The 23121-nt window shown below is 58.4% G+C and carries 22 protein-coding genes, 1 tRNA gene and 2 rRNA genes; 2 read left to right on the plus strand and 23 right to left on the minus strand.

All coding sequences use genetic code 11. From position 1 onward, the window contains the following. Positions 1-2: 2 nt before the first annotated feature. From ispG to trmJ, 15 genes are all read right to left on the minus strand, one after another. On the minus strand, positions 3-1112 hold the full coding sequence (gene ispG / locus FX984_RS13750; RefSeq protein ID WP_003175952.1) for a flavodoxin-dependent (E)-4-hydroxy-3-methylbut-2-enyl-diphosphate synthase: 1110 nt from the start codon (positions 1110-1112) through the stop codon (positions 3-5). A gap of 2 nt (positions 1113-1114) precedes the next feature. Beyond that, entirely contained in the window at positions 1115-2116 is a 1002-nt protein-coding gene (locus FX984_RS13755; RefSeq protein ID WP_027605418.1) for a RodZ domain-containing protein, read from the minus strand. Continuing rightward, positions 2116-2874, minus strand: a complete 759-nt coding sequence (gene pilW, locus FX984_RS13760) for a type IV pilus biogenesis/stability protein PilW (protein ID WP_027605417.1) — start codon at positions 2872-2874, stop codon at positions 2116-2118. Before pilW ends, FX984_RS13755 begins: the two co-directional genes overlap by 1 nt. 12 nt (positions 2875-2886) lie before the next feature. Then, the gene (gene rlmN, locus FX984_RS13765; protein WP_027605416.1) at positions 2887-4035 is read right to left on the minus strand and encodes a dual-specificity RNA methyltransferase RlmN; all 1149 of its coding nucleotides are present in this window, start codon (positions 4033-4035) and stop codon (positions 2887-2889) included. A gap of 29 nt (positions 4036-4064) precedes the next feature. Further along, positions 4065-4490 (minus strand): nucleoside-diphosphate kinase, encoded by a 426-nt coding sequence (gene ndk / locus FX984_RS13770; protein ID WP_017846179.1) that lies wholly within the window; start codon positions 4488-4490, stop codon positions 4065-4067. Between the two features lie 91 nt (positions 4491-4581). Beyond that, positions 4582-4782 carry a Fe-S cluster assembly protein IscX gene (iscX, locus tag FX984_RS13775; protein ID WP_017846180.1) on the minus strand — a complete coding sequence of 67 codons (201 nt, stop codon included), beginning with the start codon at positions 4780-4782 and terminating at the stop codon, positions 4582-4584. A gap of 14 nt (positions 4783-4796) precedes the next feature. Then, positions 4797-5138, minus strand: coding sequence for an ISC system 2Fe-2S type ferredoxin (fdx, locus tag FX984_RS13780; RefSeq protein WP_027605415.1), 342 nt, complete (start codon positions 5136-5138; stop codon positions 4797-4799). A 3-nt stretch (positions 5139-5141) separates the two neighbouring features. Continuing rightward, the gene (hscA, locus tag FX984_RS13785) at positions 5142-7004 is read right to left on the minus strand and encodes a Fe-S protein assembly chaperone HscA (RefSeq protein ID WP_098478811.1); all 1863 of its coding nucleotides are present in this window, start codon (positions 7002-7004) and stop codon (positions 5142-5144) included. A gap of 53 nt (positions 7005-7057) precedes the next feature. After that, positions 7058-7579, minus strand: coding sequence for a co-chaperone HscB (gene hscB / locus FX984_RS13790; RefSeq protein ID WP_108574641.1), 522 nt, complete (start codon positions 7577-7579; stop codon positions 7058-7060). Between the two features lie 8 nt (positions 7580-7587). Further along, positions 7588-7911 carry an iron-sulfur cluster assembly protein IscA gene (gene iscA, locus FX984_RS13795; RefSeq protein WP_024077295.1) on the minus strand — a complete coding sequence of 108 codons (324 nt, stop codon included), beginning with the start codon at positions 7909-7911 and terminating at the stop codon, positions 7588-7590. 28 nt (positions 7912-7939) lie between these two features. Then, positions 7940-8326 carry a Fe-S cluster assembly scaffold IscU gene (gene iscU, locus FX984_RS13800; protein WP_003175965.1) on the minus strand — a complete coding sequence of 129 codons (387 nt, stop codon included), beginning with the start codon at positions 8324-8326 and terminating at the stop codon, positions 7940-7942. Positions 8327-8425: 99 nt separating this feature from the next. Continuing rightward, positions 8426-9640, minus strand: coding sequence for an IscS subfamily cysteine desulfurase (locus FX984_RS13805; RefSeq protein WP_017530022.1), 1215 nt, complete (start codon positions 9638-9640; stop codon positions 8426-8428). A 50-nt stretch (positions 9641-9690) separates the two neighbouring features. Beyond that, entirely contained in the window at positions 9691-10182 is a 492-nt protein-coding gene (gene iscR / locus FX984_RS13810) for a Fe-S cluster assembly transcriptional regulator IscR (RefSeq protein WP_003194020.1), read from the minus strand. Between the two features lie 307 nt (positions 10183-10489). Continuing rightward, on the minus strand, positions 10490-11272 hold the full coding sequence (gene cysE, locus FX984_RS13815) for a serine O-acetyltransferase (protein WP_092358316.1): 783 nt from the start codon (positions 11270-11272) through the stop codon (positions 10490-10492). A gap of 2 nt (positions 11273-11274) precedes the next feature. Beyond that, complete coding sequence (trmJ, locus tag FX984_RS13820) at positions 11275-12045, minus strand: tRNA (cytosine(32)/uridine(32)-2'-O)-methyltransferase TrmJ (protein WP_027605410.1); 771 nt, start codon at positions 12043-12045, stop codon at positions 11275-11277. A 145-nt stretch (positions 12046-12190) separates the two neighbouring features. Between trmJ and suhB the strand changes: the two genes are divergently transcribed. Further along, the gene (gene suhB, locus FX984_RS13825) at positions 12191-13006 is read left to right on the plus strand and encodes a type III secretion system regulator SuhB (protein ID WP_003175971.1); all 816 of its coding nucleotides are present in this window, start codon (positions 12191-12193) and stop codon (positions 13004-13006) included. A gap of 109 nt (positions 13007-13115) precedes the next feature. On the opposite strand, the gene FX984_RS13830 is transcribed toward suhB, so the two are convergent. From FX984_RS13830 to queA, 6 genes are all read right to left on the minus strand, one after another. Further along, positions 13116-13658 (minus strand): glycine zipper 2TM domain-containing protein, encoded by a 543-nt coding sequence (locus FX984_RS13830; RefSeq protein WP_015885750.1) that lies wholly within the window; start codon positions 13656-13658, stop codon positions 13116-13118. Positions 13659-13782: 124 nt separating this feature from the next. After that, positions 13783-14697 carry a protein translocase subunit SecF gene (gene secF / locus FX984_RS13835; RefSeq protein ID WP_027605409.1) on the minus strand — a complete coding sequence of 305 codons (915 nt, stop codon included), beginning with the start codon at positions 14695-14697 and terminating at the stop codon, positions 13783-13785. A gap of 9 nt (positions 14698-14706) precedes the next feature. Beyond that, positions 14707-16575: a protein translocase subunit SecD gene (gene secD / locus FX984_RS13840; RefSeq protein ID WP_027605408.1), complete on the minus strand. Its 1869-nt coding sequence runs from the start codon at positions 16573-16575 to the stop codon at positions 14707-14709. A gap of 62 nt (positions 16576-16637) precedes the next feature. Continuing rightward, positions 16638-16976, minus strand: coding sequence for a preprotein translocase subunit YajC (gene yajC, locus FX984_RS13845; RefSeq protein WP_003175975.1), 339 nt, complete (start codon positions 16974-16976; stop codon positions 16638-16640). A gap of 43 nt (positions 16977-17019) precedes the next feature. Continuing rightward, a complete protein-coding gene (gene tgt, locus FX984_RS13850) occupies positions 17020-18135 on the minus strand; it encodes a tRNA guanosine(34) transglycosylase Tgt (protein WP_003175976.1) in 1116 nt (371 codons plus the stop codon). A gap of 5 nt (positions 18136-18140) precedes the next feature. Beyond that, positions 18141-19190, minus strand: a complete 1050-nt coding sequence (queA, locus tag FX984_RS13855; protein ID WP_065939254.1) for a tRNA preQ1(34) S-adenosylmethionine ribosyltransferase-isomerase QueA — start codon at positions 19188-19190, stop codon at positions 18141-18143. Between the two features lie 108 nt (positions 19191-19298). On the opposite strand from queA, the gene FX984_RS13860 reads away from it, so the two are divergent. Continuing rightward, positions 19299-19383, plus strand: a tRNA-Leu gene (locus FX984_RS13860). 339 nt (positions 19384-19722) lie between these two features. On the opposite strand, the gene rrf is transcribed toward FX984_RS13860, so the two are convergent. Beyond that, positions 19723-19838: ribosomal RNA gene (rrf, locus tag FX984_RS13865) — 5S ribosomal RNA — on the minus strand. A 158-nt stretch (positions 19839-19996) separates the two neighbouring features. Beyond that, a 23S ribosomal RNA gene (locus FX984_RS13870) occupies positions 19997-22888 on the minus strand. Positions 22889-23121: the final 233 nt, after the last annotated feature.

Below are 23121 nucleotides of genomic sequence, written 5' to 3' on the forward strand. Positions count from 1 at the left end.
AATCAGCCGCGAGCGATCAGCGCTGCGTCAGCCGCGACCTTTTCGGCCGCTTTCTCGCGGATCAGCTTTTCCAGCTCATCCACCAGATTGTCATTCGTTAACTTCTGCGACGGCTTACCGTCGATGTAAATCAGGTTCGGTGTACCGCCGGTCAAGCCCACATGGGCTTCCTTGGCTTCACCCGGGCCGTTGACCACACAACCGATCACTGCAACATCCAACGGCACCAGCAGGTCTTCGAGGCGCAACTCAAGGTCGTTCATGGTTTTTACCACGTCGAAGTTCTGCCGCGAGCAACTCGGGCAGGCAATGAAGTTGATACCGCGGGAACGCAAACGCAGGGATTTGAGAATGTCGTAGCCGACTTTCACTTCCTCTACCGGGTCTGCCGCCAACGAGATGCGGATAGTATCGCCAATCCCTTCGGCGAGCAGCATACCGAGACCCACCGCAGATTTCACTGTGCCTGAGCGCAAACCGCCGGCTTCGGTGATCCCCAGGTGCAGCGGCTGCACGATTTCCTTGGCCAGCAGGCGGTAGGCTTCCACCGCCATGAACACGTCGGAGGCCTTTACGCTGACCTTGAAGTCCTGGAAGTTCAGGCGTTCGAGGTGTTCAACATGACGCAGTGCAGACTCGACCAGCGCTGCCGGGGTCGGCTCGCCGTACTTCTTTTGCAGGTCTTTTTCCAGGGAACCGGCGTTGACGCCGATGCGGATCGGGATCCCGCGATCACGAGCAGCGTCCACCACAGCGCGCACACGGTCTTCACGACCGATGTTGCCCGGGTTGATGCGCAGGCAATCGACACCCAACTCGGCCACGCGCAGGGCGATCTTGTAGTCGAAGTGAATGTCGGCAACCAGCGGCACCTTGACCAGCTGCTTGATGCGACCGAAAGCCTCGGCAGCGTCCATGTCCGGGACGGATACCCGAACGATGTCTACCCCGGCCGCTTCCAGGCGATTGATCTGGGCAACGGTAGCGGCAACGTCATTGGTGTCGCTGTTGGTCATGCTCTGTACCGCGATGGGGGCGTCGCCACCCACCGGCACCGAGCCGACCCAGATCTTGCGCGATACGCGACGTTTGATTGGAGATTCGCCGTGCATGACTATTGTCCCAACTTCAGGCGAGCGGTCTCGCCAGTGGTGAACGGCGCTACGTCTACAGGCTGGCCGTTGTAGGCCACTTGCGCGCCACGGGCGAAGCCCAGACGCAGCGTCAAAGGAGGCTTGCCGCCCAGGTCGAGCGTATCGCCCTTACGCTTGAGACCACTGACCAGCACTTTGCCGTTGCCATCGGTGACTTGCGTCCAGCAGTCAGCGACGAAGGTAATTTGTACACGCCCGTCACCGGCGATCAACGCAGGGGTGGTGGGTGGTGAAATCGCAGGGGCTGCCGGAGCGGTTGGCGCCGTAGTCGCTGGCGCCGGGACCGGAGCAGCCGGTGTATGAGCCTGGGCAACCGGAGCCGCGGGCGTGTGAGTTGGCGCGGTCGGTGTCACTGGGGCCGGTACGGCGGCGGTCGGGGCACTTTCCGGCTCGGACGGTTCAGCGGCGGCCGGGGTTTCGGGGGCAGCCTGGCCTTGGGCTACGGCCTGGTCTTCCGGCTCATCCAGCGGATGAATCTGGGTGGTGCCGTCGGCGCTTTCGACTTCGACGTGCTCCATGGCGTTGCTGGTCAGGTCCTTACTGCGCTGGGACGTCTGGTCTTGCCACCAGACGAAACCGCCGCCGATCACGGCGATCAGCAACAACAGGCTGACAATACGCAGGATTGTGTGGGAAACCCGCACCGGTTCTTCGATGCGACCCAGGCCATGCACGTTGCTGCCCTGGGAGTCGGTGCCGGTGAACTGGTCGAACTCCTGGACCAACACGGCCTGGTCGATGCCCAGCAACTTGGCGTAGGCGCGGATATAGCCACGGGCGAAGGTATGCCCAGGCAGCTTGTCGAATGCGCCGGCCTCAAGGTTGCCCAGGGAGGTGGTGGTCAAATTGAGCTTGAGGGCCACTTCCGCCAGCGACCAACCATTGCTTTCGCGGGCCTGACGCAAGGTGTCGCCTGGGTTTACGCGATTAGCTGCTACAACTTCCGGGTGCGCCGCTTTCATCATTGCTCCGACAGGTATTGCTGATATTCCGGCGTACCGGGATAGAGTCGTTCGAGTTGCTGGCCAAAACGTGCGGCCGTGTCGTGTTCTTCATGAACCGTCGCCAGGCGCACGCCGAGCAATAGACTACGTGCATTTTGCCCGCTGAGCAGGCTAAAACGCTCGTAATAGTCACGTGCCGGCACATAATGCCTGTCTTCGTAGGACAACTCAGCCATTTCGAGCAACGCTCGTGGCTGATGGCCGTTCAAGTGCAGGGCTTTTTCCAGCTGCTGGCGTGCGCTGTCGCGCTGGCCGAGGCGCATCGAGGTCACCCCAAGGTTCTCGAACACCCGCGCGCGCTCAGGATAGAGGGTATCGGTACTGGCTTGCTGGAAATAAAGGGCGGCCTGGTCAAAACGCTTTTGCTTGAACAGGAAACTGCCGTAATTGTTCAGCAGTTTCGGATCGGCAGGCCGTGCGGCCAGGGCTTTGTTGAAGTACCGGTCAGCCAGTTCAGGCTCGGCCTGGGCCTGGAACACCAGGGCCAGCGCAGCGTTGGCGTCGGCATCGTCGCTGTCCAGTTCAAGGGCTTTTTTCAACGGCACCTTGGCCTGCTCGCTCATGCCTTGGCGCAGGTAACCCAACCCCAGTTGCACATAGGCAACCCGCGCCTCGTCACGGCCCTTGCCGGTTTGCAAAGGGCTGTCATGGCCCGATGAAACACAACCGGCGGCGAGGCCGGTAACCAGCAAAAGCAGCGCAAGGCGCAAGGGCATAGAGATCCTCTCTCAGATTCGATTCACAGCAATTTGCGGCAGATCGTCGGCGGCGTTCAATTCACGCACGGCGATATAGCGCTCGCTGCGGCGGGTGCGGTCCATCACCTGCCCGACCAATTGACCACAGGCGGCGTCGATGTCTTCACCACGGGTGGTGCGCACGGTGACGTTGTAGCCGGCCTGGTGCAGTTGATCCTGGAAACGGCGAATGGCGTTGTTGCTTGGCCGCTCGTAACCAGAATGTGGAAACGGGTTAAACGGAATCAGGTTGATCTTGCACGGGGTGTTCTTGAGCAGTTCAATCATCTCGACCGCGTGTTCGACCTTGTCGTTAACATCCTTGAGCATGGTGTACTCAATGGTCAGCACACGTTTCTCGCCCAAGGTCGCCATATAACGCTGGCAGGATTCGAGCAGCATCTTAAGCGGATACTTCTTGTTGATCGGCACCAATTGGTTACGCAATGCGTCATTGGGTGCGTGCAGCGACAACGCCAGGGAGACGTCGATGTGCTTGGCCAGCTCATCGATCATCGGGACCACGCCGGAGGTCGACAGGGTCACACGGCGCTTGGAGATGCCGTAGCCCAGGTCGTCCATCATCAGGTGCATGGCTGCGATGACGTTGTCGAAGTTCAGCAGCGGCTCACCCATGCCCATCATCACCACGTTGGTGATGGCACGGTCGACGGTCGCCGGGACGCTGCCAAAGGATTTGTTGGCAATCCACACCTGGCCGATCACTTCGGCGGCGGTGAGGTTGCTATTGAAGCCTTGCTTGCCGGTGGAGCAGAAACTGCAGTCCAGGGCACAGCCTGCCTGGGACGAAACGCACAAGGTACCGCGCTTGCCCTGGGGAATGTACACGGTCTCGACGCAGCTGCCGGACGCTACGCGCACCACCCACTTACGGGTGCCGTCGCTGGAGATGTCCTCGCTGACCACTTCGGGGCCACGCACTTCAGCAATAGCCTTGAGCTTGTCGCGCAGGGCCTTGCTGACGTTCGTCATGGCGTCGAAATCGTCGACGCCAAAGTGGTGAATCCATTTCATTACCTGACCGGCACGGAAACGCTTCTCCCCGATTGAGTCGAAGAATTTTTCCATTTCCTGTTGAGTCAGACCCAGCAGGTTGGTTTTTACAGTCGATGTCGTCATGGATTCACCCTCACTCTTTAAGCCGATGCTTAGCGAGTGGTTACTTCGGTAGCTGCGAAGAAGTACGAGATTTCGCGAGCAGCAGCGGCTTCGGAGTCCGAACCGTGTACAGCGTTGGCGTCGATGGAGTCAGCGAAGTCAGCACGGATGGTGCCGGCAGCGGCTTCTTTAGGGTTGGTAGCGCCCATCAGCTCACGGTTCAGAGCGATGGCGTTTTCGCCTTCCAGAACCTGAACAACAACAGGACCGGAGATCATGAAGGCAACCAGGTCGCCGAAGAAGCCACGAGCGCTGTGCTCAGCGTAGAAGCCTTCAGCTTCAGCCTTGGACAGTTGCTTGAGTTTCGAAGCTACAACCTTCAGGCCGGCTTTTTCGAAACGAGTGGTGATCTCGCCGATGACGTTTTTTGCAACTGCGTCAGGCTTGATGATGGAGAAAGTACGTTGAACAGCCATGGTGTAACTCCAGAAACGGTAATTTACGAAAAATTAAACCCGCGAATTATACGCGGGTTCTTGGGTATTGCCTAACTGCGTAAGGGAGGCGTCAGTCCTGTTCTTCTTTCCAGGCAGTCTGGATAGCTTCCAGGACCTTTTCGCCACCGCGATCGCGCTCATCATCAAAGCCTGGCAAGGCCATGACCATGTCACGCAAAGCAACAAAATTCAGGGAATAGGGATCCATATCCGGGTTGCCGTCGGCCAACAGGATAGCGATCTCTTGCACATCAACCCATTTAAGACTCATGACACTTCCTTGAATCAGTGCGGCGCTTCGGCCGCATGGTTGAGCGAATATTTCGGAATTTCGACGGTAATGTCTTCAGTCCCGACCCTGGCCTGACAGCTTAGGCGAGAAGTGGCTTCCAGGCCCCAGGCGCGGTCAAGAAAATCTTCTTCCAACTCATCGGCCTCTTCCAGGCTATTGAAGCCTTCGCGAATGATGCAATGGCAAGTGGTGCAGGCACACACACCCCCACAGGCACTTTCGATCTCGATGTGGTTGTCATGGGCAACTTCGAGGATGGACTTGCCGGTCTCAGCCTCAACAACCATACCGTCCGGGCAATGCTCGGCGTGTGGCAGAAAAATGACCTGCGGCATTAATTATTCCTCGATTTCATTCAGGTTGCGCCCGGCCAGTGCGGCTTTTACCGTCTGATCCATGCGGCGGGCAGCAAAGGCGTCAGTGACCTGCGACAAGCGCTTGGTCTGTTGCTCGATGGCGTAACCATCGTTGCCTTTCATCAGTTCGGCCAGCTCCTGCATCTGCAGGTCGATGACCATGCGCTCTTCGGCATCCAGCAAACGCTCGCCGTCGGCATCCAGGGCGCCCTGCACCGCTTCAAGCAGGCGCTGGGCATCCACTTGTTGCTCGCGCAGTACGCGCGCGACCTTGTCGTCACCGGCGTATTGGAACGAATCCTTGAGCATCTTGGCGATTTCACCGTCAGTCAGGCCGTAGGACGGCTTGACCTGGATGCTGGCCTCCACGCCGGACGCCAGCTCGCGCGCGGCGACGCTGAGCAGGCCGTCGGCGTCGACCTGGAAGGTCACGCGAATCTTCGCCGCACCCGCGACCATGGCCGGGATGCCGCGCAATTCAAAGCGGGCCAGGGAGCGGCAGTCGCTGATCAGCTCGCGCTCACCTTGCAGCACATGAATCATCATGGCCGTCTGGCCATCTTTGTAGGTGGTGAAGTCCTGGGCGCGCGCGACGGGGATGGTGGTGTTGCGCGGAATCACCTTCTCCATCAGGCCACCCATGGTTTCCAGCCCCAGGGACAGCGGGATGACGTCGAGCAACAGCAATTCGCCGCCATCACGCTTGTTACCGGCCAGGGTATCGGCCTGGATGGCGGCGCCAATGGCGACCACCTGGTCCGGGTCGATTTCCGTCAGCGGCTGGCGACCAAAGGCTTGGGCAACGGCTTCGCGAACCCGCGGCACACGGGTTGAACCGCCGACCATGACCACGGCACCGACGTCTTCCAGCTCGATACCGGAGTCACGCACGGCTCGACGGCAGGCTTTCAGGCTGCGGGCGATCATCGGTTCGATCAGCGAATCGAAGGCTTCGCGAGTCAGCTTGGCGCACCAACTGCCGTAGGAAACATCAACAGAAGCAGCGTCAGTCAGCGCCTCCTTGGCAGCACAGGCCGTTTGCAGCAAGTTACGCTGCTCGCCCGGATCCAGGTCAGCGGACAAGCCGGCGCTGCTGATGATCCAACCCGCGATGGCGTGGTCGAAGTCATCGCCACCCAGCGCTGTATCGCCACCGGTAGCCAGTACTTCGAACACGCCGCCGGTCAGGCGCAGGATCGAAATATCAAAGGTGCCACCACCCAGGTCGTAAATAGCGACCAGGCCTTCGGCATGCTGGTCCAGGCCATAGGCCACGGCCGCAGCGGTCGGCTCGTTGAGCAGGCGCAACACGTTCAGGCCGGCGAGTTTCGCCGCGTCCTTGGTGGCCTGGCGCTGGGCATCATCGAAATACGCCGGGACGGTGATCACCGCGCCGACCAGTTCGCCACCCAACGTGGTTTCCGCGCGCTGGCGCAGCACCTTGAGGATATCCGCCGACACTTCCACCGGGCTTTTCGGGCCCTGGACGGTGTCGATGAACGGCATATGGGATTCACCACCGATAAAGCGGTACGGCAGTTGGTCGCCCAATTGCTTGACGTCGGACAGGCCACGACCCATCAAGCGCTTGACCGACAGCACGGTGTTCAAAGGATCGGTAGACGCCGCCAACCTGGCTGACTCACCGACTTCGGTGCGATCAGCGTGATAACGCACGGCGGACGGCAGGATCACCTGGCCGTCAGCGTCGGGCAGCGGCTCGGACAGGCCGCTGCGCAAGGCAGCAACCAGGGAATTGGTGGTACCCAGGTCAATCCCCACCGCCAGGCGACGCTGGTGCGGTTGAGGGCTTTGGCCGGGTTCGGCGATTTGCAGTAGAGCCATGGTAATCAGGTCTTATCTGTCTATCAGGCGCGCATCACGGGCAGCACACTGGGTTAATCGTCGAGGCGCTCTTCCAGCTGGCGCACTTCGTAGGTGAGCTTGTCGAGGAACTGCATGCGCCGCATCAGGCGCTCGGCCTGTTCACGTTGCGCTGCATCATCCCAACAGGCTGCGAAGCTTTCGTTGAGTTCATCCTGGGCAATTTTCAGACGACGCTTGAAGACCGCGACACCCGCCACATCGGCTTCGTCCTGCAGGTCTTCGAGTTCTTCACGCCATTGCATCTGCTGCATCAGGAAGTCCGGGTCGTGCACGGTCACTTCCAGCGGCAACTCGCCACCGTTCATCGCGAGCAGGTAACGCGCGCGTTTAGGAGGGCTCTTGAGCGTCTGATAGGCTTCGTTGAGGCTGGCCGATTGCTCCAGCGCCAGGCGCTGCTCACGCTCGGAAGCGTCAGCGAAGCGGTCCGGATGCACCCCACGCGCCAATTCTCGGTAGCGCGTGGCAAGCTGCTCGAGGTCCAGCCTAAAACTCGGCTGCAGCTCGAATAAAGCGAAATGACAAGGAGTACCCACGAATAGCCTCAGATGTTGAAGCTTTCGCCGCAGCCACATTCACCGCGCACGTTGGGGTTGTTGAACTTGAAGCCTTCGTTCAACCCTTCCTTGACGAAATCGAGTTCGGTGCCGTCCAGGTAGGTCAGGCTTTTAGGGTCGATGATCACTTTCTCGCCGTGACTTTCGAACACCTGGTCCTCATCGACCACCTCGTCGACGAACTCCAGCACATAGGCAAGGCCGGAGCAGCCCGTGGTGCGAACACCCAGACGAATCCCCTCACCTTTACCGCGCCCATCCAGGGAGCGTCGCACGTGCCGCGCAGCCGCTTCTGTCATGCTGATAGCCATCGTTGACTCCTTACTCGTCGCCAAATGCTTAGATCAAGCCTTTCTTCTGCTTGTAGTCGCGAACGGCCGCCTTGATGGCGTCTTCAGCGAGCACGGAGCAGTGGATTTTCACTGGCGGCAGGGCCAGTTCTTCGGCCAGCTGGGTGTTGCTGATAGTCACAGCCTCATCCAGGGTCTTGCCTTTCATCCATTCGGTCGCCAGGGAGCTGGAGGCGATCGCCGAACCGCAACCGTAAGTCTTGAACTTGGCGTCTTCGATAACGCCAGCGTCGTTGACCTTGATCTGCAGGCGCATCACATCGCCGCACGCCGGAGCGCCGACCATGCCGGTGCCGACATCAGGATCTTCCGCGTTCATCTTGCCGACGTTGCGCGGGTTTTCGTAGTGGTCGATGACCTTTTCGCTGTAAGCCATGGTACTGAATCCTCACTCATCAGGGCCGCTCTGGAACCCTGTAGAAACGCCTGCGTTTTCCGCCACGTTCCTACAGAGCTTGGGTGGCGGCTTCTATAGTTAGTGTGCCGCCCACTCGATCTTGGAAATATCGACACCGTCTTTGTACATGTCCCACAGCGGCGACAGGACGCGCAGCTTGTTGACGGCTTCGCAGACCTTCTGCGCGGCGTAGTCGACTTGCTCTTCGGTGGTGAAGCGGCCGAACGTAAAGCGGATCGAGCTGTGTGCCAGTTCGTCGTTGCGGCCCAGGGCGCGCAATACGTACGAAGGCTCAAGCGAAGCCGAGGTGCAGGCCGAACCGGACGAAACCGCCAGGTCCTTGAGCGCCATGATCAGCGACTCGCCTTCGACATAGTTGAAGCTCAAATTCAGGTTGTGCGGTACACGGGCAGTCATGCTGCCGTTGATGTACAGCTCTTCAAGGTTCTCGACCTGCTTGTAGAAGCGATCGCTCAGGGCCTTGATACGTACGTTTTCGGCAGCCATGTCTTCCTTGGCTACGCGGAAGGCTTCGCCCATGCCGACGATCTGGTGGGTCGCCAGGGTGCCCGAACGCATGCCGCGCTCGTGACCGCCGCCGTGCATGGTGGCTTCGATGCGCACGCGTGGCTTGCGGCTCACGTACAGGGCGCCGATGCCTTTGGGGCCATAGGTCTTGTGGGCCGAGAACGACATCAGGTCGACTTTCAGCTTGGACAGGTCGATGTCGACCTTGCCGGTGGACTGGGCAGCGTCGACGTGCAGCAGGATGCCCTTGGAGCGAGTCAGCTCGCCGATGGCCGCGATGTCGTTGATGGTACCGATTTCGTTATTCACGTGGATCACGGAAACCAGGATGGTGTCTTCACGCAGCGCGGCTTCGATCATCGCCGGGGTGACGATACCGTCGGTGGTTGGCTCGAGGTAAGTAACCTCGAAACCTTCACGCTCCAGTTGGCGCATGGTGTCGAGGACAGCCTTGTGCTCGATCTTGGTGGTGATCAGGTGCTTGCCTTTGGTCGCGTAGAAATGCGCCGCGCCCTTGATAGCCAGGTTGTCGGACTCGGTGGCACCGGAGGTCCAGACGATTTCACGCGGGTCTGCGCCAACCAGGTCAGCAACCTGGCGACGAGCGTTCTCGACCGCTTCCTCGGCTTTCCAGCCGAAAACGTGGGAACGGGAGGCCGGGTTGCCGAAGTTTCCGTCGACCAGCAGGCATTCGCTCATCTTTTGCGCGACACGCGGATCAACCGGGGTGGTCGCTGAATAATCAAGGTAAATCGGCAATTTCATGGACTTTCTCCTAAATCAGGCTGGCTGGCGTGCCGTTAGCTCTTCGGCTGTCACTCGACGGCGGACGCTTCGATCTTGTCCAGACGCGGCGCCTTGGTGTTGCAACGGCGCTGGTCCTGACGCTGGGCTACTTCTTGCACCTCACGGCGAGTCACAAGATCAGCCAAGCTGATACCACTCAAAAACTCATGGATCTGCAGGCTCAAGTCACACCACAAGTGGTGCGTCAGGCAGGTGTCGCCGGCGTGGCAGTCACCCAGGCCCTGGCACTTGGTCGCGTCGACGGACTCGTTGACCGCGTCGATCACCTGGGCCACCTGGATGCCCTGCATGTCGCGGGACAGCTGATAGCCGCCGCCCGGCCCACGCACACTGGAGACCAGATTGCTGCGGCGCAGCTTGGCGAACAGCTGCTCAAGGTAGGACAGGGAAATGCCTTGGCGCTCGGAGATATCGGCCAGGGACACCGGCCCAGTTTGCGCGTGCAAGGCCAAGTCAAGCATGGCGGTCACCGCGTATCGGCCTTTTGTAGTCAGTCTCATGGACAAGTACCAAGGTGTTTCAGAATGGGAGCAAGTATGCGATTCCCGAGTATTTAAGTCAACTATAAGACCTAGTACTTTAGTCAGGATTACCCGTAAAAAGGGCGCGCGAATCATAGCAGGATGGGGCAGGGACGAACAGCGGCAGCGGGGCGATGGTTCGATATCGAGACGAATGGAGATCAAATGTGGGAGGGGGCTTGCCCCCGATAGCGGTGGATCAGTCAATATATTGGGTGACTGACAGATGGCCATCGGGGCAAGCCCCCCCCCCCTCCCACACGGGCCTAGCAGCAAATGTGAAATCTCAGCCAGCCTTGGTGGCGGGTTCACTCTTGATCTCGGCGAAGTCCTCTTCGCGCAGCTCAGGCAGGTCTTTCGCACAGTAGCTGCTGCCCAACTCCTTCAGCGCGCCGCACATACCGTCCAGCTTGCCGTCCACCGCTTGCAGGTGGTCAAGCAACTGGCCGATGGCGCGCGCCACCGGGTCGGGCATGTCTTCGCTGACACCGTAGGCATCGAAACCGATTTTCTCGGCCATGGCCTTGCGCTTGGCTTCCTGCTCATCGCCCACGTCCGGCTTGACGATGATCCGCCCCGGAATCCCCACTACAGTGGCGCCGGCCGGCACGGCCTTGGTCACCACGGCGTTGGAGCCGACCTTGGCGCCAGCGCCTACGGTGAACGGGCCAAGCACCTTGGCGCCCGCACCCACCACCACACCATCCTCCAGCGTCGGGTGGCGCTTACCCTTGTTCCAGCTGGTGCCGCCCAATGTCACGCCCTGGTAGAGGGTCACGTCGTCACCGATCTCGGCCGTCTCGCCAATGACGATGCCCATACCGTGATCGATAAAGAAGCGACGTCCCACCTTGGCACCTGGGTGAATCTCGATCCCGGTCAACCAGCGGCCGAAGTTCGACACCAGCCGCGCCAGCCATTTCCAGCCCATATTCCACAAGGCGCCGGACAGGCGATGGATCCAGATCGCGTGCATGCCCGGGTAGCAGGTCAGCACTTCAAAGGCGTTGCGCGCCGCCGGATCACGATGGAAAACACTCTGGATATCTTCTCGCAAACGCTCGAACATTTTTAATCCTTCCGCTTAAGAAGCTCGCCACGGGCCGCTTTCTGGGTTTCCGTGAGGATGCCACGCAATATATTCATTTCTGCTCGGCTGACCGAGCTACGCCCGTACAGGCGGCGCAGGCGCGCCATCAAGTGCCGAGGCTTTTCCGGATCGAGGAATTCGATGGCCACCAGGGTTTGCTCCAGGTGCTCATAGAACCGCTCCAGCTCGTCCATGGTGGCCAGCTCGCCACTCTTGGTCGACGCCACTTCATCCTTCTCTACCTTGCTCGGCTGGCCTTCAGCGGCCAGCCAGGCCATGCGCACTTCGTAACTCAACACCTGCACCGCTGCCCCGAGGTTCAGCGAACTGAACCCAGGGTCTGATGGAATGTGCACGTGATAATGACATCGTTGCAGCTCTTCATTGGTGAGGCCGGAGTCTTCACGGCCGAATACCAGGGCGATTTCAGCACCGCCGGCCGCCTCTTCCACCACCTTGGTACCGCACTCACGCGGATCCAGCAGCGGCCAGGGGATGCGCCGGTCACGGGCACTGGTGCCAAGCACCAGGTTGCAGCCGACCAAGGCGTCTTCCAGAGTGGCGACCACCTGGGCTTTTTCCAGGATGTCATTGGCGCCGGATGCGCGGGCATCGGCCTCGTGGTGCGGGAACACGCGCGGCTCGACCAGCACCAGGCGCGTCAGCCCCATGTTTTTCATGGCTCGCGCCACCCCGCCGATATTGCCGGGATGACTGGTATTGACCAAGACGACACGAATGTTTTGCAGCAAGGTAGGCGCTCTCGGACACGGGAAAGGGGAGCAAATCTTACAGAACAGCCTAAGGTTATGCCATGAAAGCTAACGTCGTCCTTCACCTGAAGAAAGTTTCTGCTAGAATGCTCGGCTTTCTTTAACAACCTTAGGTGACACATCCATGCAGCCCATGCTGAATATCGCGCTGCGCGCCGCCCGCAGCGCCAGTGAATTGATCTTCCGCTCCATCGAGCGCCTGGATACCATCAAGGTCGACGAAAAAGACGCCAAGGATTATGTGTCCGAGGTGGATCGCGCCGCCGAACAGAAGATCATCGACGCGCTGCGCAAGGCCTACCCTACCCACGGCATCCTCGGCGAGGAAACCGGCCTGCACAAAGGCAGCGGCGAAGGCGAAGACTACCTGTGGATCATCGACCCACTGGATGGCACCACCAACTTCCTGCGCGGCATCCCGCACTTTGCCGTCAGCATTGCCTGCAAATACCGTGGCCGCCTGGAACACGCTGTAGTACTCGATCCTGTTCGCCAGGAAGAATTCACCGCCAGCCGTGGCCGTGGCGCCCAACTGAACGGTCGTCGCCTGCGCGTCAGCGGTCGCACCAGCCTGGACGGCGCCCTGCTGGGTACCGGCTTCCCGTTCCGTGACGACCAGATGGACAACCTGGAAAACTACCTGGGCATGTTCCGCGCCCTGGTTGGCCAGACTGCCGGCATCCGTCGCGCTGGCGCGGCCAGCCTGGACCTGGCCTATGTGGCTGCCGGTCGTTTTGATGCGTTCTGGGAGTCGGGCCTGTCCGAGTGGGACATGGCTGCAGGCGCCCTGCTGATCCAAGAGGCCGGCGGCCTGGTGAGCGACTTCACTGGCGGCCATGACTTCCTGGAAAAAGGCCACGTCGTTGCCGGCAACACCAAATGCTTCAAGGCCGTACTGACGGCGATCCAGCCGCACCTGCCGGCTTCGCTGAAGCGCTAAGCGAGCGAGCAAAAAAAAAGCACCCTGCGGGGTGCTTTTTTTATGCCAGGGATTTGCTTGATGTGAGCTTAAATACCAACAACACCACAAATCAAATACAAGAGAAGACTTACTGCTGGTTCTGGCCCAGGACGAGACGCCCTTCCTTGTCGACTGGAATCTGGCCGCCCGGATCACGATCCATGCGCACCGAACCTTCCTTGCCATCCAAGGTGTAACGCACGTCATAGCCGACGACCTTGTCACTGATGTCGTTGACGGTGTTACAGCGAGTCTGGGTGGTGGTATAGGTATCGCGGTTCTGCATGCCTTCCTGAACCTTGTTACCGGCGTAACCACCACCGACCGCACCGGCCACAGTGGCCAGCTTTTTGCCGTTACCGCCACCGACCTGGTTACCCAACAGGCCACCGGCCAGTGCACCTACCACGGTACCGACGATCTGATGTTGATCCTGCACCGGCTTCTGCCGGGTCACTGCGACGTCCTTGCAGACTTCACGAGGTGTTTTAATCTGGGTTTTCACCGGCTGCACCGCCAGCACTTGCGCATACTCAGGGCCGCTTTTTACCAGGCTGTAGGTGGCAACAGCACCCCCGGCAGTTACACCGACAGCACCCAATACCGCACCAACCAGTAACGACTTGTTCACGTTGAACCTCCTGACCATCACAAACGGACCGAAAGATCCGCGCTATACCCAGCCTTGGAGCAAAAAAAAAGGCACGAGTTCAATACTCGTGCCCTTTTTGTAACAGCAGATCAACAAGCGCCCATCAAGGACGATCGTCGACCTCTTTGCCAGTGGCGGCAGGAGGGATCAGGTCTTCGCTGTTGAGGTTCAGCCAGATCAGCACCACGTTGGCGATGTAGATCGACGAGTAGGTGCCCGCCAGGACGCCGATGAACAGAGCCAGGGAGAAGCCCCACAGGTTGTCGCCGCCGAAGATCATCAGTGCCGCGATCGCCAGCAAGGTGGAGATCGACGTCGCCATGGTCCGCAGCAGGGTCTGGGTGGTGGAGATGTTGATGTTCTCGATCAGCGATGCCTTGCGCAGTACGCGGAAGTTCTCACGAACCCGGTCGAATACCACAATGGTGTCATTGAGGGAGTAACCAATGATCGCCAGTACGGCCGCCAGCACGGTCAGGTCGAAGGTGATCTGGAAGTACGCCAGGATACCCACGGTCACGATCACGTCGTGGATCAGCGACACAATGGCGCCGACACCGAACTTCCACTGAAAGCGGAAAGCCAGGTAGATCATGATGCCGACCAGCGCCATCAGCATGCCGAGGCCGCCCTGGTCGCGCAGTTCTTCACCCACTTGCGGGCCCACGAACTCGACGCGCTTGACCGACGCCGGGTTGTCGCCACCCACCTTCTGCAAGGCCTCGGCTACCTGGTGACCCAGTTGCGGGTCTTCGCCAGGCATGCGCACCAGCAGGTCGGTGGTCGCACCGAAGCTCTGCACGATGGCTTCGTGATAGCCGGCCTTGACCAGCTCACTGCGCACCAGGGTGACGTCGGCAGGCTTCTCGTAGGTCAGCTCGATGAGCGTACCGCCGGTGAAGTCCAGACCGTAGTTCAGGCCCTTATGGAACCAGCTGAACAACGCCAGAACGGTAAGGAGCACGGTGACGCCGAACGCAATGTTGCGAACGCCCATGAAGTTGATTGTACGTAACATGGCAGCCCCTTAAATCCACAACTTCTTGAAGTCACGCCCGCCAAAGATCAGGTTGACCATTGCGCGGGTCACCATGATGGCCGTGAACATCGAGGTAAAGATACCGAGGGACATGGTTACCGCAAAACCCTTGACCGGGCCGGTGCCCATGGCAAAGAGGATCCCGCCGACCAGCAATGTGGTCAGGTTGGAGTCGAGAATCGCGGTAAATGCCCGGCCGAAGCCTTCGTTGATTGCACGCTGTACGGTCATGCCGGCGGCGATCTCTTCACGAATCCGCGAGAAGATCAGCACGTTGGCGTCTACCGCCATACCCATGGTGAGTACGATACCGGCGATACCTGGCAGGGTCAGCGTGGCGCCCAGCAGCGACATCAGGGCCAGCAGCATCACCATGTTGCCCGCCAGGGCCACAGTGGCAATGATGCCGAAGAAGCGGTAGATGGCGATGATGAACAGCGACACGAACAGCATGCCCCACAAGGCCGCGTCGATACCCTTGGTGATGTTGTCGGCACCCAGGCTCGGGCCGATGGTACGTTCTTCAGCGAAATACATCGGCGCAGCCAGGCCGCCGGCACGCAGCAACAGGGCCAGCTCCGAGGATTCGCCCTGGCCGTTCAGGCCGGTGATGCGGAATTGAGCACCCAGCGGCGACTGGATGGTCGCCAGGCTGATGATCTTCTTCTCTTCCTTGAAGGTCTGCACCGGTACGTCTTTCTCGACGCCGTTGACCATTTGCTTGGTGTAGGTGGTCACCGGGCGCTGCTCGATGAAGATCACCGCCATGCTGCGACCCACGTTGCTGCGCGTGGCGCGGCTCATCAGTTCGCCGCCGTGGCCATCCAGGCGGATGTTCACTTCAGGGGTACCGTGCTCGCCGAAACCGGCCTTGGCGTCGGTCACCTGGTCACCGGTGATGATCAAGCCACGCTCGATCAGCGCCGGAGGACGATTGCCTTCACGGAACTCGAACTCTTCGGAAGTTGCGCGGGAAGCACCCGGCTCAGCCGCAAGACGGAACTCCAGGTTGGCGGTTTTACCCAGGATACGCTTGGCTTCAGCGGTGTCCTGCACGCCCGGCAGCTCAACCACGATGCGGTTGGCGCCCTGACGCTGAACAATCGGCTCGGCCACACCCAGCTCGTTGACGCGGTTACGTACCGTGGTCAAGTTCTGCTTGATGGAGTATTCGCGGATTTCCGCGATCTTGGCCGGGCTCATCGCCAGACGCAGCACCGCCTGACCATTCAGGTCGGCCGGTACGATGTCGAAATCGTTGAAGTTCTTGCGGATCAGCGCACGGGCCTGTTCACGGGAAGCTTCGTCAGAGAAGCCCAGCTGGATGGCACCGTTGAGCTGCGGCAGGCTGCGATAACGCAGCTTCTCTTTGCGCAGCAGGCTCTTCACGTCGCCTTCATAGACCTTCAGGCGTGCGTCGAGGGCTTTGTCCATGTCGACTTCCAGCAGGAAGTGCACACCACCGGACAAGTCCAGACCCAGCTTCATCGGGTGCGCGCCAATGCTGCGCAACCACTGCGGGGTGGTCTGTGCCAGGTTCAGCGCAACGACGTAGTCGTCACCCATGGCCTTGCGTACGACATCTTTTGCCGGCAATTGGTCTTCTTGCTTGGTCAGGCGCAACAACCCGCCCTTCGCACCAGCTGCCAATGTTGCCGCTTTAACCTGGATACCCGCGTCGGCCAGTGCCTTGCTCGCGCGTTCCAGGTCAGCCTGGTTGACCTGCAGCGAAGTGCTGGCGCCAGTGATCTGGATCGCCGGGTCATCAGGGTAAAGATTGGGAGCGGAATAAATAAAACCGATCGCCAGCACCGCCAGGATCAGTACGTATTTCCACAGAGGGTATTTGTTCAGCATCACGCCGCCCGCTTATAACGCGGGGCGCCTTGCGCGCCCCGTCGATTGGTAAAGGTTGGAACTTAGATCGCTTTGAGCGTGCCTTTTGGCAGCGTGGCGGCGATGGCGCCCTTCTGGAACTTCATTTCCACGGTGTCGGAGACTTCCAGAACCACGAAAGCATCGGAAACCTTGGTGATCTTGCCCGCGATACCGCCGGTGGTCACGACTTCGTCGCCTTTCTGCAGGCTGCCCAGCAGGTTCTTCTGCTCTTTGGCACGCTTGGCCTGTGGACGCCAGATCATCAGGTAGAAGATGACCAGGAAGCCGACCAGGAAAATCCACTCGAAACCACCGCCCATAGGGCCGGCAGCAGCAGGCGCAGCGGCGTCAGCCATGGCGTTAGAGATAAAAAAGCTCATTTAGCACTCCAGTTGCAAATAGTGAATCTTAGGGTCGGAAAACTCAGTCCAAGGGCGGCACAGGGAGCCCGCGCTTGGCATAGAAGGCATCGACGAAGGCGGCCAATGTACCCTGTTGAATAGCCTCGCGCAAACCAGCCATCAGGACTTGGTAGTGACGCAAATTGTGGATGGTATTCAACATGCTACCCAGCATTTCCCCGCATTTGTCCAGATGGTGCAGATAAGCACGGGAGAAGTTCTGGCAGGTGTAGCAATCACAGGTGGGATCCAGCGGCGAATCATCATGGCGATGGAACGCGTTACGGATCTTGAGCACGCCTGTATCGATGAACAGATGCCCATTGCGGGCATTACGGGTTGGCATCACGCAATCGAACATGTCCACACCGCGGCGCACACCCTCTACGAGATCTTCGGGTTTGCCAACGCCCATAAGGTAACGAGGTTTGTCAGCGGGCATCAGGCCTGGCAGGTAGTCCAGTACCTTGATCATCTCGTGCTTGGGTTCGCCCACCGACAGACCGCCGATGGCCAGGCCGTCAAAACCGATCTTGTCGAGGCCTTCCAGCGAGCGCTTGCGCAAGCTTTCATGCATGCCGCCCTGGACGATACCGAACAGCGCCGCGGTGTTGTCGCCATGGGCATTCTTCGAACGCTGGGCCCAACGCAGGGACAGCTCCATGGAAATCCGCGCGACGTCTTCATCGGCCGGGTACGGCGTGCACTCGTCGAAAATCATCACGATGTCCGAGCCCAGGTCGCGTTGCACCTGCATGGACTCTTCCGGCCCCATGAATACCTTGGAACCGTCCACCGGAGAGGCGAAGGTCACGCCCTCCTCCTTGATCTTGCGCATGGCACCCAGGCTGAACACCTGGAAGCCACCCGAGTCCGTGAGGATCGGGCCCTGCCACTTCATGAAGTCATGCAGGTCGCCATGCTTCTTGATCACTTCAGTGCCTGGACGCAGCCACAGGTGGAAGGTGTTGCCGAGGATGATCTCGGCGCCGGTGGCGACGATGTCACGCGGCAGCATGCCTTTGACGGTGCCGTAGGTGCCCACGGGCATGAATGCCGGGGTCTCTACCGTACCGCGCGGAAACGTCAGACGGCCGCGACGGGCCTTGCCGTCGGTGGCGAGCAATTCAAACGACATACGACTCATAGTTGTTCCTCTGGGCCGCGCGGCGCCGGATTACGGGTGATAAACATCGCATCACCGTAGCTGAAAAAACGGTATCCATTGTCGATGGCTGCTTTATACGCCGCCATTGTTTCGGGATAACCCGCGAAGGCCGACACCAGCATCAACAGCGTGGATTCCGGCAAATGGAAGTTGGTCACCAGGCAGTCGACCACATGGAACGGCCGGCCTGGGTAAATAAAGATATCGGTGTCGCCACTGAACGGTTTGAGCACGCCATCACGCGCCGCGCTCTCAAGGGAGCGCACGCTGGTGGTGCCCACCGCAACCACCCGCCCGCCGCGCGCCTTGCAGGCGCTAACTGCGTCCACGACGTCCTGGCTGACTTCCAGCCATTCGCTGTGCATATGGTGGTCTTCGATGTTATCCACACGCACCGGCTGAAACGTGCCGGCCCCCACGTGCAGGGTCACATAGGCGGTCTCGACGCCCTTGGCGGCAATCGCATCCAGCAGCAGCTGGTCAAAATGCAGCCCGGCAGTCGGCGCGGCAACCGCACCGAGGCGCTGGGAATAGACCGTTTGATAGCGCTCACGGTCCGAGTCTTCGTCCGGGCGGTCGATATAAGGAGGCAACGGCATATGGCCGACACGCTCCAGCAACGGCAAAACCTCTTCTGCGAACCGGAGTTCGAACAGCGCATCATGACGCGCCACCATCTCGGCTTCACCGCCACCCTCGATGAGGATGCTCGAACCCGGTTTCGGCGACTTGCTGGAGCGTACATGGGCCAGCACACGATGGCTGTCCAACACCCGTTCCACCAGAATTTCCAGCTTGCCGCCGGATGCTTTCTGGCCAAACAGCCGTGCCGGGATGACCCGGGTATTGTTGAACACCATCAGATCGCCCGGACGCAAATGCTCAAGCAAATCAGTGAATTGACGGTGTGCGAGGGTGCCGCTGGCCCCGTCCAGGGTCAGCAGTCGACTGGCGCGACGCTCGGCCAAAGGGTGGCGAGCAATCAGCGAATCCGGGAGTTCAAAAGTAAAGTCAGCAACGCGCATGATGGGGTTCGTCTAGCAGGGCCGGGAAGTCTAGCGGAAATAGTGAAAATAGACCATGAAACGTGATTGACCAACGGTAATCTCATCTCTATACTTCGCCGCCATTGAGCCCTGATGGCGGAATTGGTAGACGCGGCGGATTCAAAATCCGTTTTCGAAAGGAGTGGGAGTTCGAGTCTCCCTCGGGGCACCATCTTAAAGAAAGACCTTGAATTTCAAGGTCTTTTTTTTCGTCTGCAGAAAAGCGCCCTGAGGCCGCGACAGCCCCAGAGAGCGAGATAGTGCGACTCCCCCTCAACCCCCATCATAAAGTCCAGCAGGCCCACTCACAGGCCTTGCGAGGACACTAAAGCGACCCTTGGTTACTCCTGGACCTACCCAAAGTACTGCTAGCACTTCGAGCGGAGATCCTGTTTCCTTTAATGGGCATGGACTTTAGCACTGAAGGCCCGTCCCGAGGCGCCTCTTCGCACTTTTCGAGCGCCCAAAACAAAACCCCATCTGCTTTCGCAAATGGGGTTTCGGAATTTAATCTTGACGATGACCTACTCTCACATGGGGAAACCCCACACTACCATCGGCGATGCATCGTTTCACTGCTGAGTTCGGGATGGGATCAGGTGGTTCCAATGCTCTATGGTCGTCAAGAAATTCGGGTACTGAGTCGTGGCCGGCTGGCCTCGTTTCAGCAAATTGGGTATGTGACAGCTGTCGGTGTTTTGTGAAATCTCGAACTTTCGGTTCATTGCGTCTTCACACACCGCAATCTGATGCTCTTTCGAGTAGTCAAATTGCTTGGGTGTTATATGGTCAAGCCTCACGGGCAATTAGTATTGGTTAGCTCAACGCCTCACAGCGCTTACACACCCAACCTATCAACGTCGTAGTCTTCGACGGCCCTTCAGGGGACTCAAGGTCCCAGTGAGATCTCATCTTGAGGCTAGTTTCCCGCTTAGATGCTTTCAGCGGTTATCTATTCCGAACATAGCTACCCGGCAATGCCACTGGCGTGACAACCGGAACACCAGAGGTTCGTCCACTCCGGTCCTCTCGTACTAGGAGCAGCCCCTCTCAAATCTCAAACGTCCACGGCAGATAGGGACCGAACTGTCTCACGACGTTCTAAACCCAGCTCGCGTACCACTTTAAATGGCGAACAGCCATACCCTTGGGACCGGCTTCAGCCCCAGGATGTGATGAGCCGACATCGAGGTGCCAAACACCGCCGTCGATATGAACTCTTGGGCGGTATCAGCCTGTTATCCCCGGAGTACCTTTTATCCGTTGAGCGATGGCCCTTCCATACAGAACCACCGGATCACTAAGACCTACTTTCGTACCTGCTCGACGTGTCTGTCTCGCAGTCAAGCGCGCTTTTGCCTTTATACTCTACGACCGATTTCCGACCGGTCTGAGCGCACCTTCGTACTCCTCCGTTACTCTTTAGGAGGAGACCGCCCCAGTCAAACTACCCACCATACACTGTCCTCGATCCGGATAACGGACCTGAGTTAGAACCTCAAAGTTGCCAGGGTGGTATTTCAAGGTTGGCTCCACGCAGACTGGCGTCCACGCTTCAAAGCCTCCCACCTATCCTACACAAGCAAATTCAAAGTCCAGTGCAAAGCTATAGTAAAGGTTCACGGGGTCTTTCCGTCTAGCCGCGGATACACTGCATCTTCACAGCGATTTCAATTTCACTGAGTCTCGGGTGGAGACAGCGCCGCCATCGTTACGCCATTCGTGCAGGTCGGAACTTACCCGACAAGGAATTTCGCTACCTTAGGACCGTTATAGTTACGGCCGCCGTTTACCGGGGCTTCGATCAAGAGCTTCGCGTTAGCTAACCCCATCAATTAACCTTCCGGCACCGGGCAGGCGTCACACCCTATACGTCCACTTTCGTGTTTGCAGAGTGCTGTGTTTTTAATAAACAGTCGCAGCGGCCTGGTATCTTCGACCGGCATGGGCTTACGGAGCAAGTCCTTCACCCTCACCGGCGCACCTTCTCCCGAAGTTACGGTGCCATTTTGCCTAGTTCCTTCACCCGAGTTCTCTCAAGCGCCTTGGTATTCTCTACCCAACCACCTGTGTCGGTTTGGGGTACGGTTCCTGGTTACCTGAAGCTTAGAAGCTTTTCTTGGAAGCATGGCATCAACCACTTCGTTAACTAAAAGTTAACTCGTCATCAGCTCTCGGCCTTAGAATCCCGGATTTACCTAAGATTCCAGCCTACCACCTTAAACTTGGACAACCAACGCCAAGCTGGCCTAGCCTTCTCCGTCCCTCCATCGCAATAACCAGAAGTACAGGAATATTAACCTGTTTTCCATCGACTACGCTTTTCAGCCTCGCCTTAGGGACCGACTAACCCTGCGTCGATTAACGTTGCGCAGGAAACCTTGGTCTTTCGGCGTGGGTGTTTTTCACACCCATTATCGTTACTCATGTCAGCATTCGCACTTCTGATACCTCCAGCAAGCTTCTCAACTCACCTTCACAGGCTTACAGAACGCTCCTCTACCGCATCACTTACGTGATACCCGTAGCTTCGGTGTATGGTTTGAGCCCCGTTACATCTTCCGCGCAGGCCGACTCGACTAGTGAGCTATTACGCTTTCTTTAAAGGGTGGCTGCTTCTAAGCCAACCTCCTAGCTGTCTAAGCCTTCCCACATCGTTTCCCACTTAACCATAACTTTGGGACCTTAGCTGACGGTCTGGGTTGTTTCCCTTTTCACGACGGACGTTAGCACCCGCCGTGTGTCTCCCATGCTCGGCACTTGTAGGTATTCGGAGTTTGCATCGGTTTGGTAAGTCGGGATGACCCCCTAGCCGAAACAGTGCTCTACCCCCTACAGTGATACATGAGGCGCTACCTAAATAGCTTTCGAGGAGAACCAGCTATCTCCGAGCTTGATTAGCCTTTCACTCCGATCCACAGGTCATCCGCTAACTTTTCAACGGTAGTCGGTTCGGTCCTCCAGTTAGTGTTACCCAACCTTCAACCTGCCCATGGATAGATCGCCCGGTTTCGGGTCTATTCCCAGCGACTAGACGCCCTATTAAGACTCGCTTTCGCTACGCCTCCCCTATTCGGTTAAGCTCGCCACTGAAAATAAGTCGCTGACCCATTATACAAAAGGTACGCAGTCACCCAACAAAGTGGGCTCCCACTGCTTGTACGCATACGGTTTCAGGATCTATTTCACTCCCCTCTCCGGGGTTCTTTTCGCCTTTCCCTCACGGTACTAGTTCACTATCGGTCAGTCAGTAGTATTTAGCCTTGGAGGATGGTCCCCCCATATTCAGACAAAGTTTCTCGTGCTCCGTCCTACTCGATTTCATGACTAAGAGATTTTCGCGTACAGGGCTATCACCCACTATGGCCGCACTTTCCAGAGCGTTCCGCTAATCTCAAAGCCACTTAAGGGCTAGTCCCCGTTCGCTCGCCACTACTAAGGGAATCTCGGTTGATTTCTTTTCCTCAGGGTACTTAGATGTTTCAGTTCCCCTGGTTCGCTTCTTGCACCTATGTATTCAGTACAAGATAACCATCTTATGATGGCTGGGTTCCCCCATTCAGACATCTCCGGATCAAAGTCTGTTTGCCGACTCCCCGAAGCTTTTCGCAGGCTACCACGTCTTTCATCGCCTCTGACTGCCAAGGCATCCACCGTATGCGCTTCTTCACTTGACCATATAACCCCAAGCAATCTGGTTATACTGTGAAGACGACATTCGCCGAAAATTCGATCATACTCAATTAAGAGCCACTCACAAATTTTACCTTAGCCTGATCCGTTACCAGTGAAAGTAACGTTCAGTCTATCTTTCTATCACATACCCAAATTTTTAAAGAACGATCTAATCAAAGACTAGAAATCAACATTCACCATCATACTGATGGAATGCTCATTTCTAAGCTTTCAT

This window comes from Pseudomonas marginalis, assembly GCF_008692035.1.
Classification (GTDB): domain Bacteria; phylum Pseudomonadota; class Gammaproteobacteria; order Pseudomonadales; family Pseudomonadaceae; genus Aquipseudomonas; species Aquipseudomonas marginalis.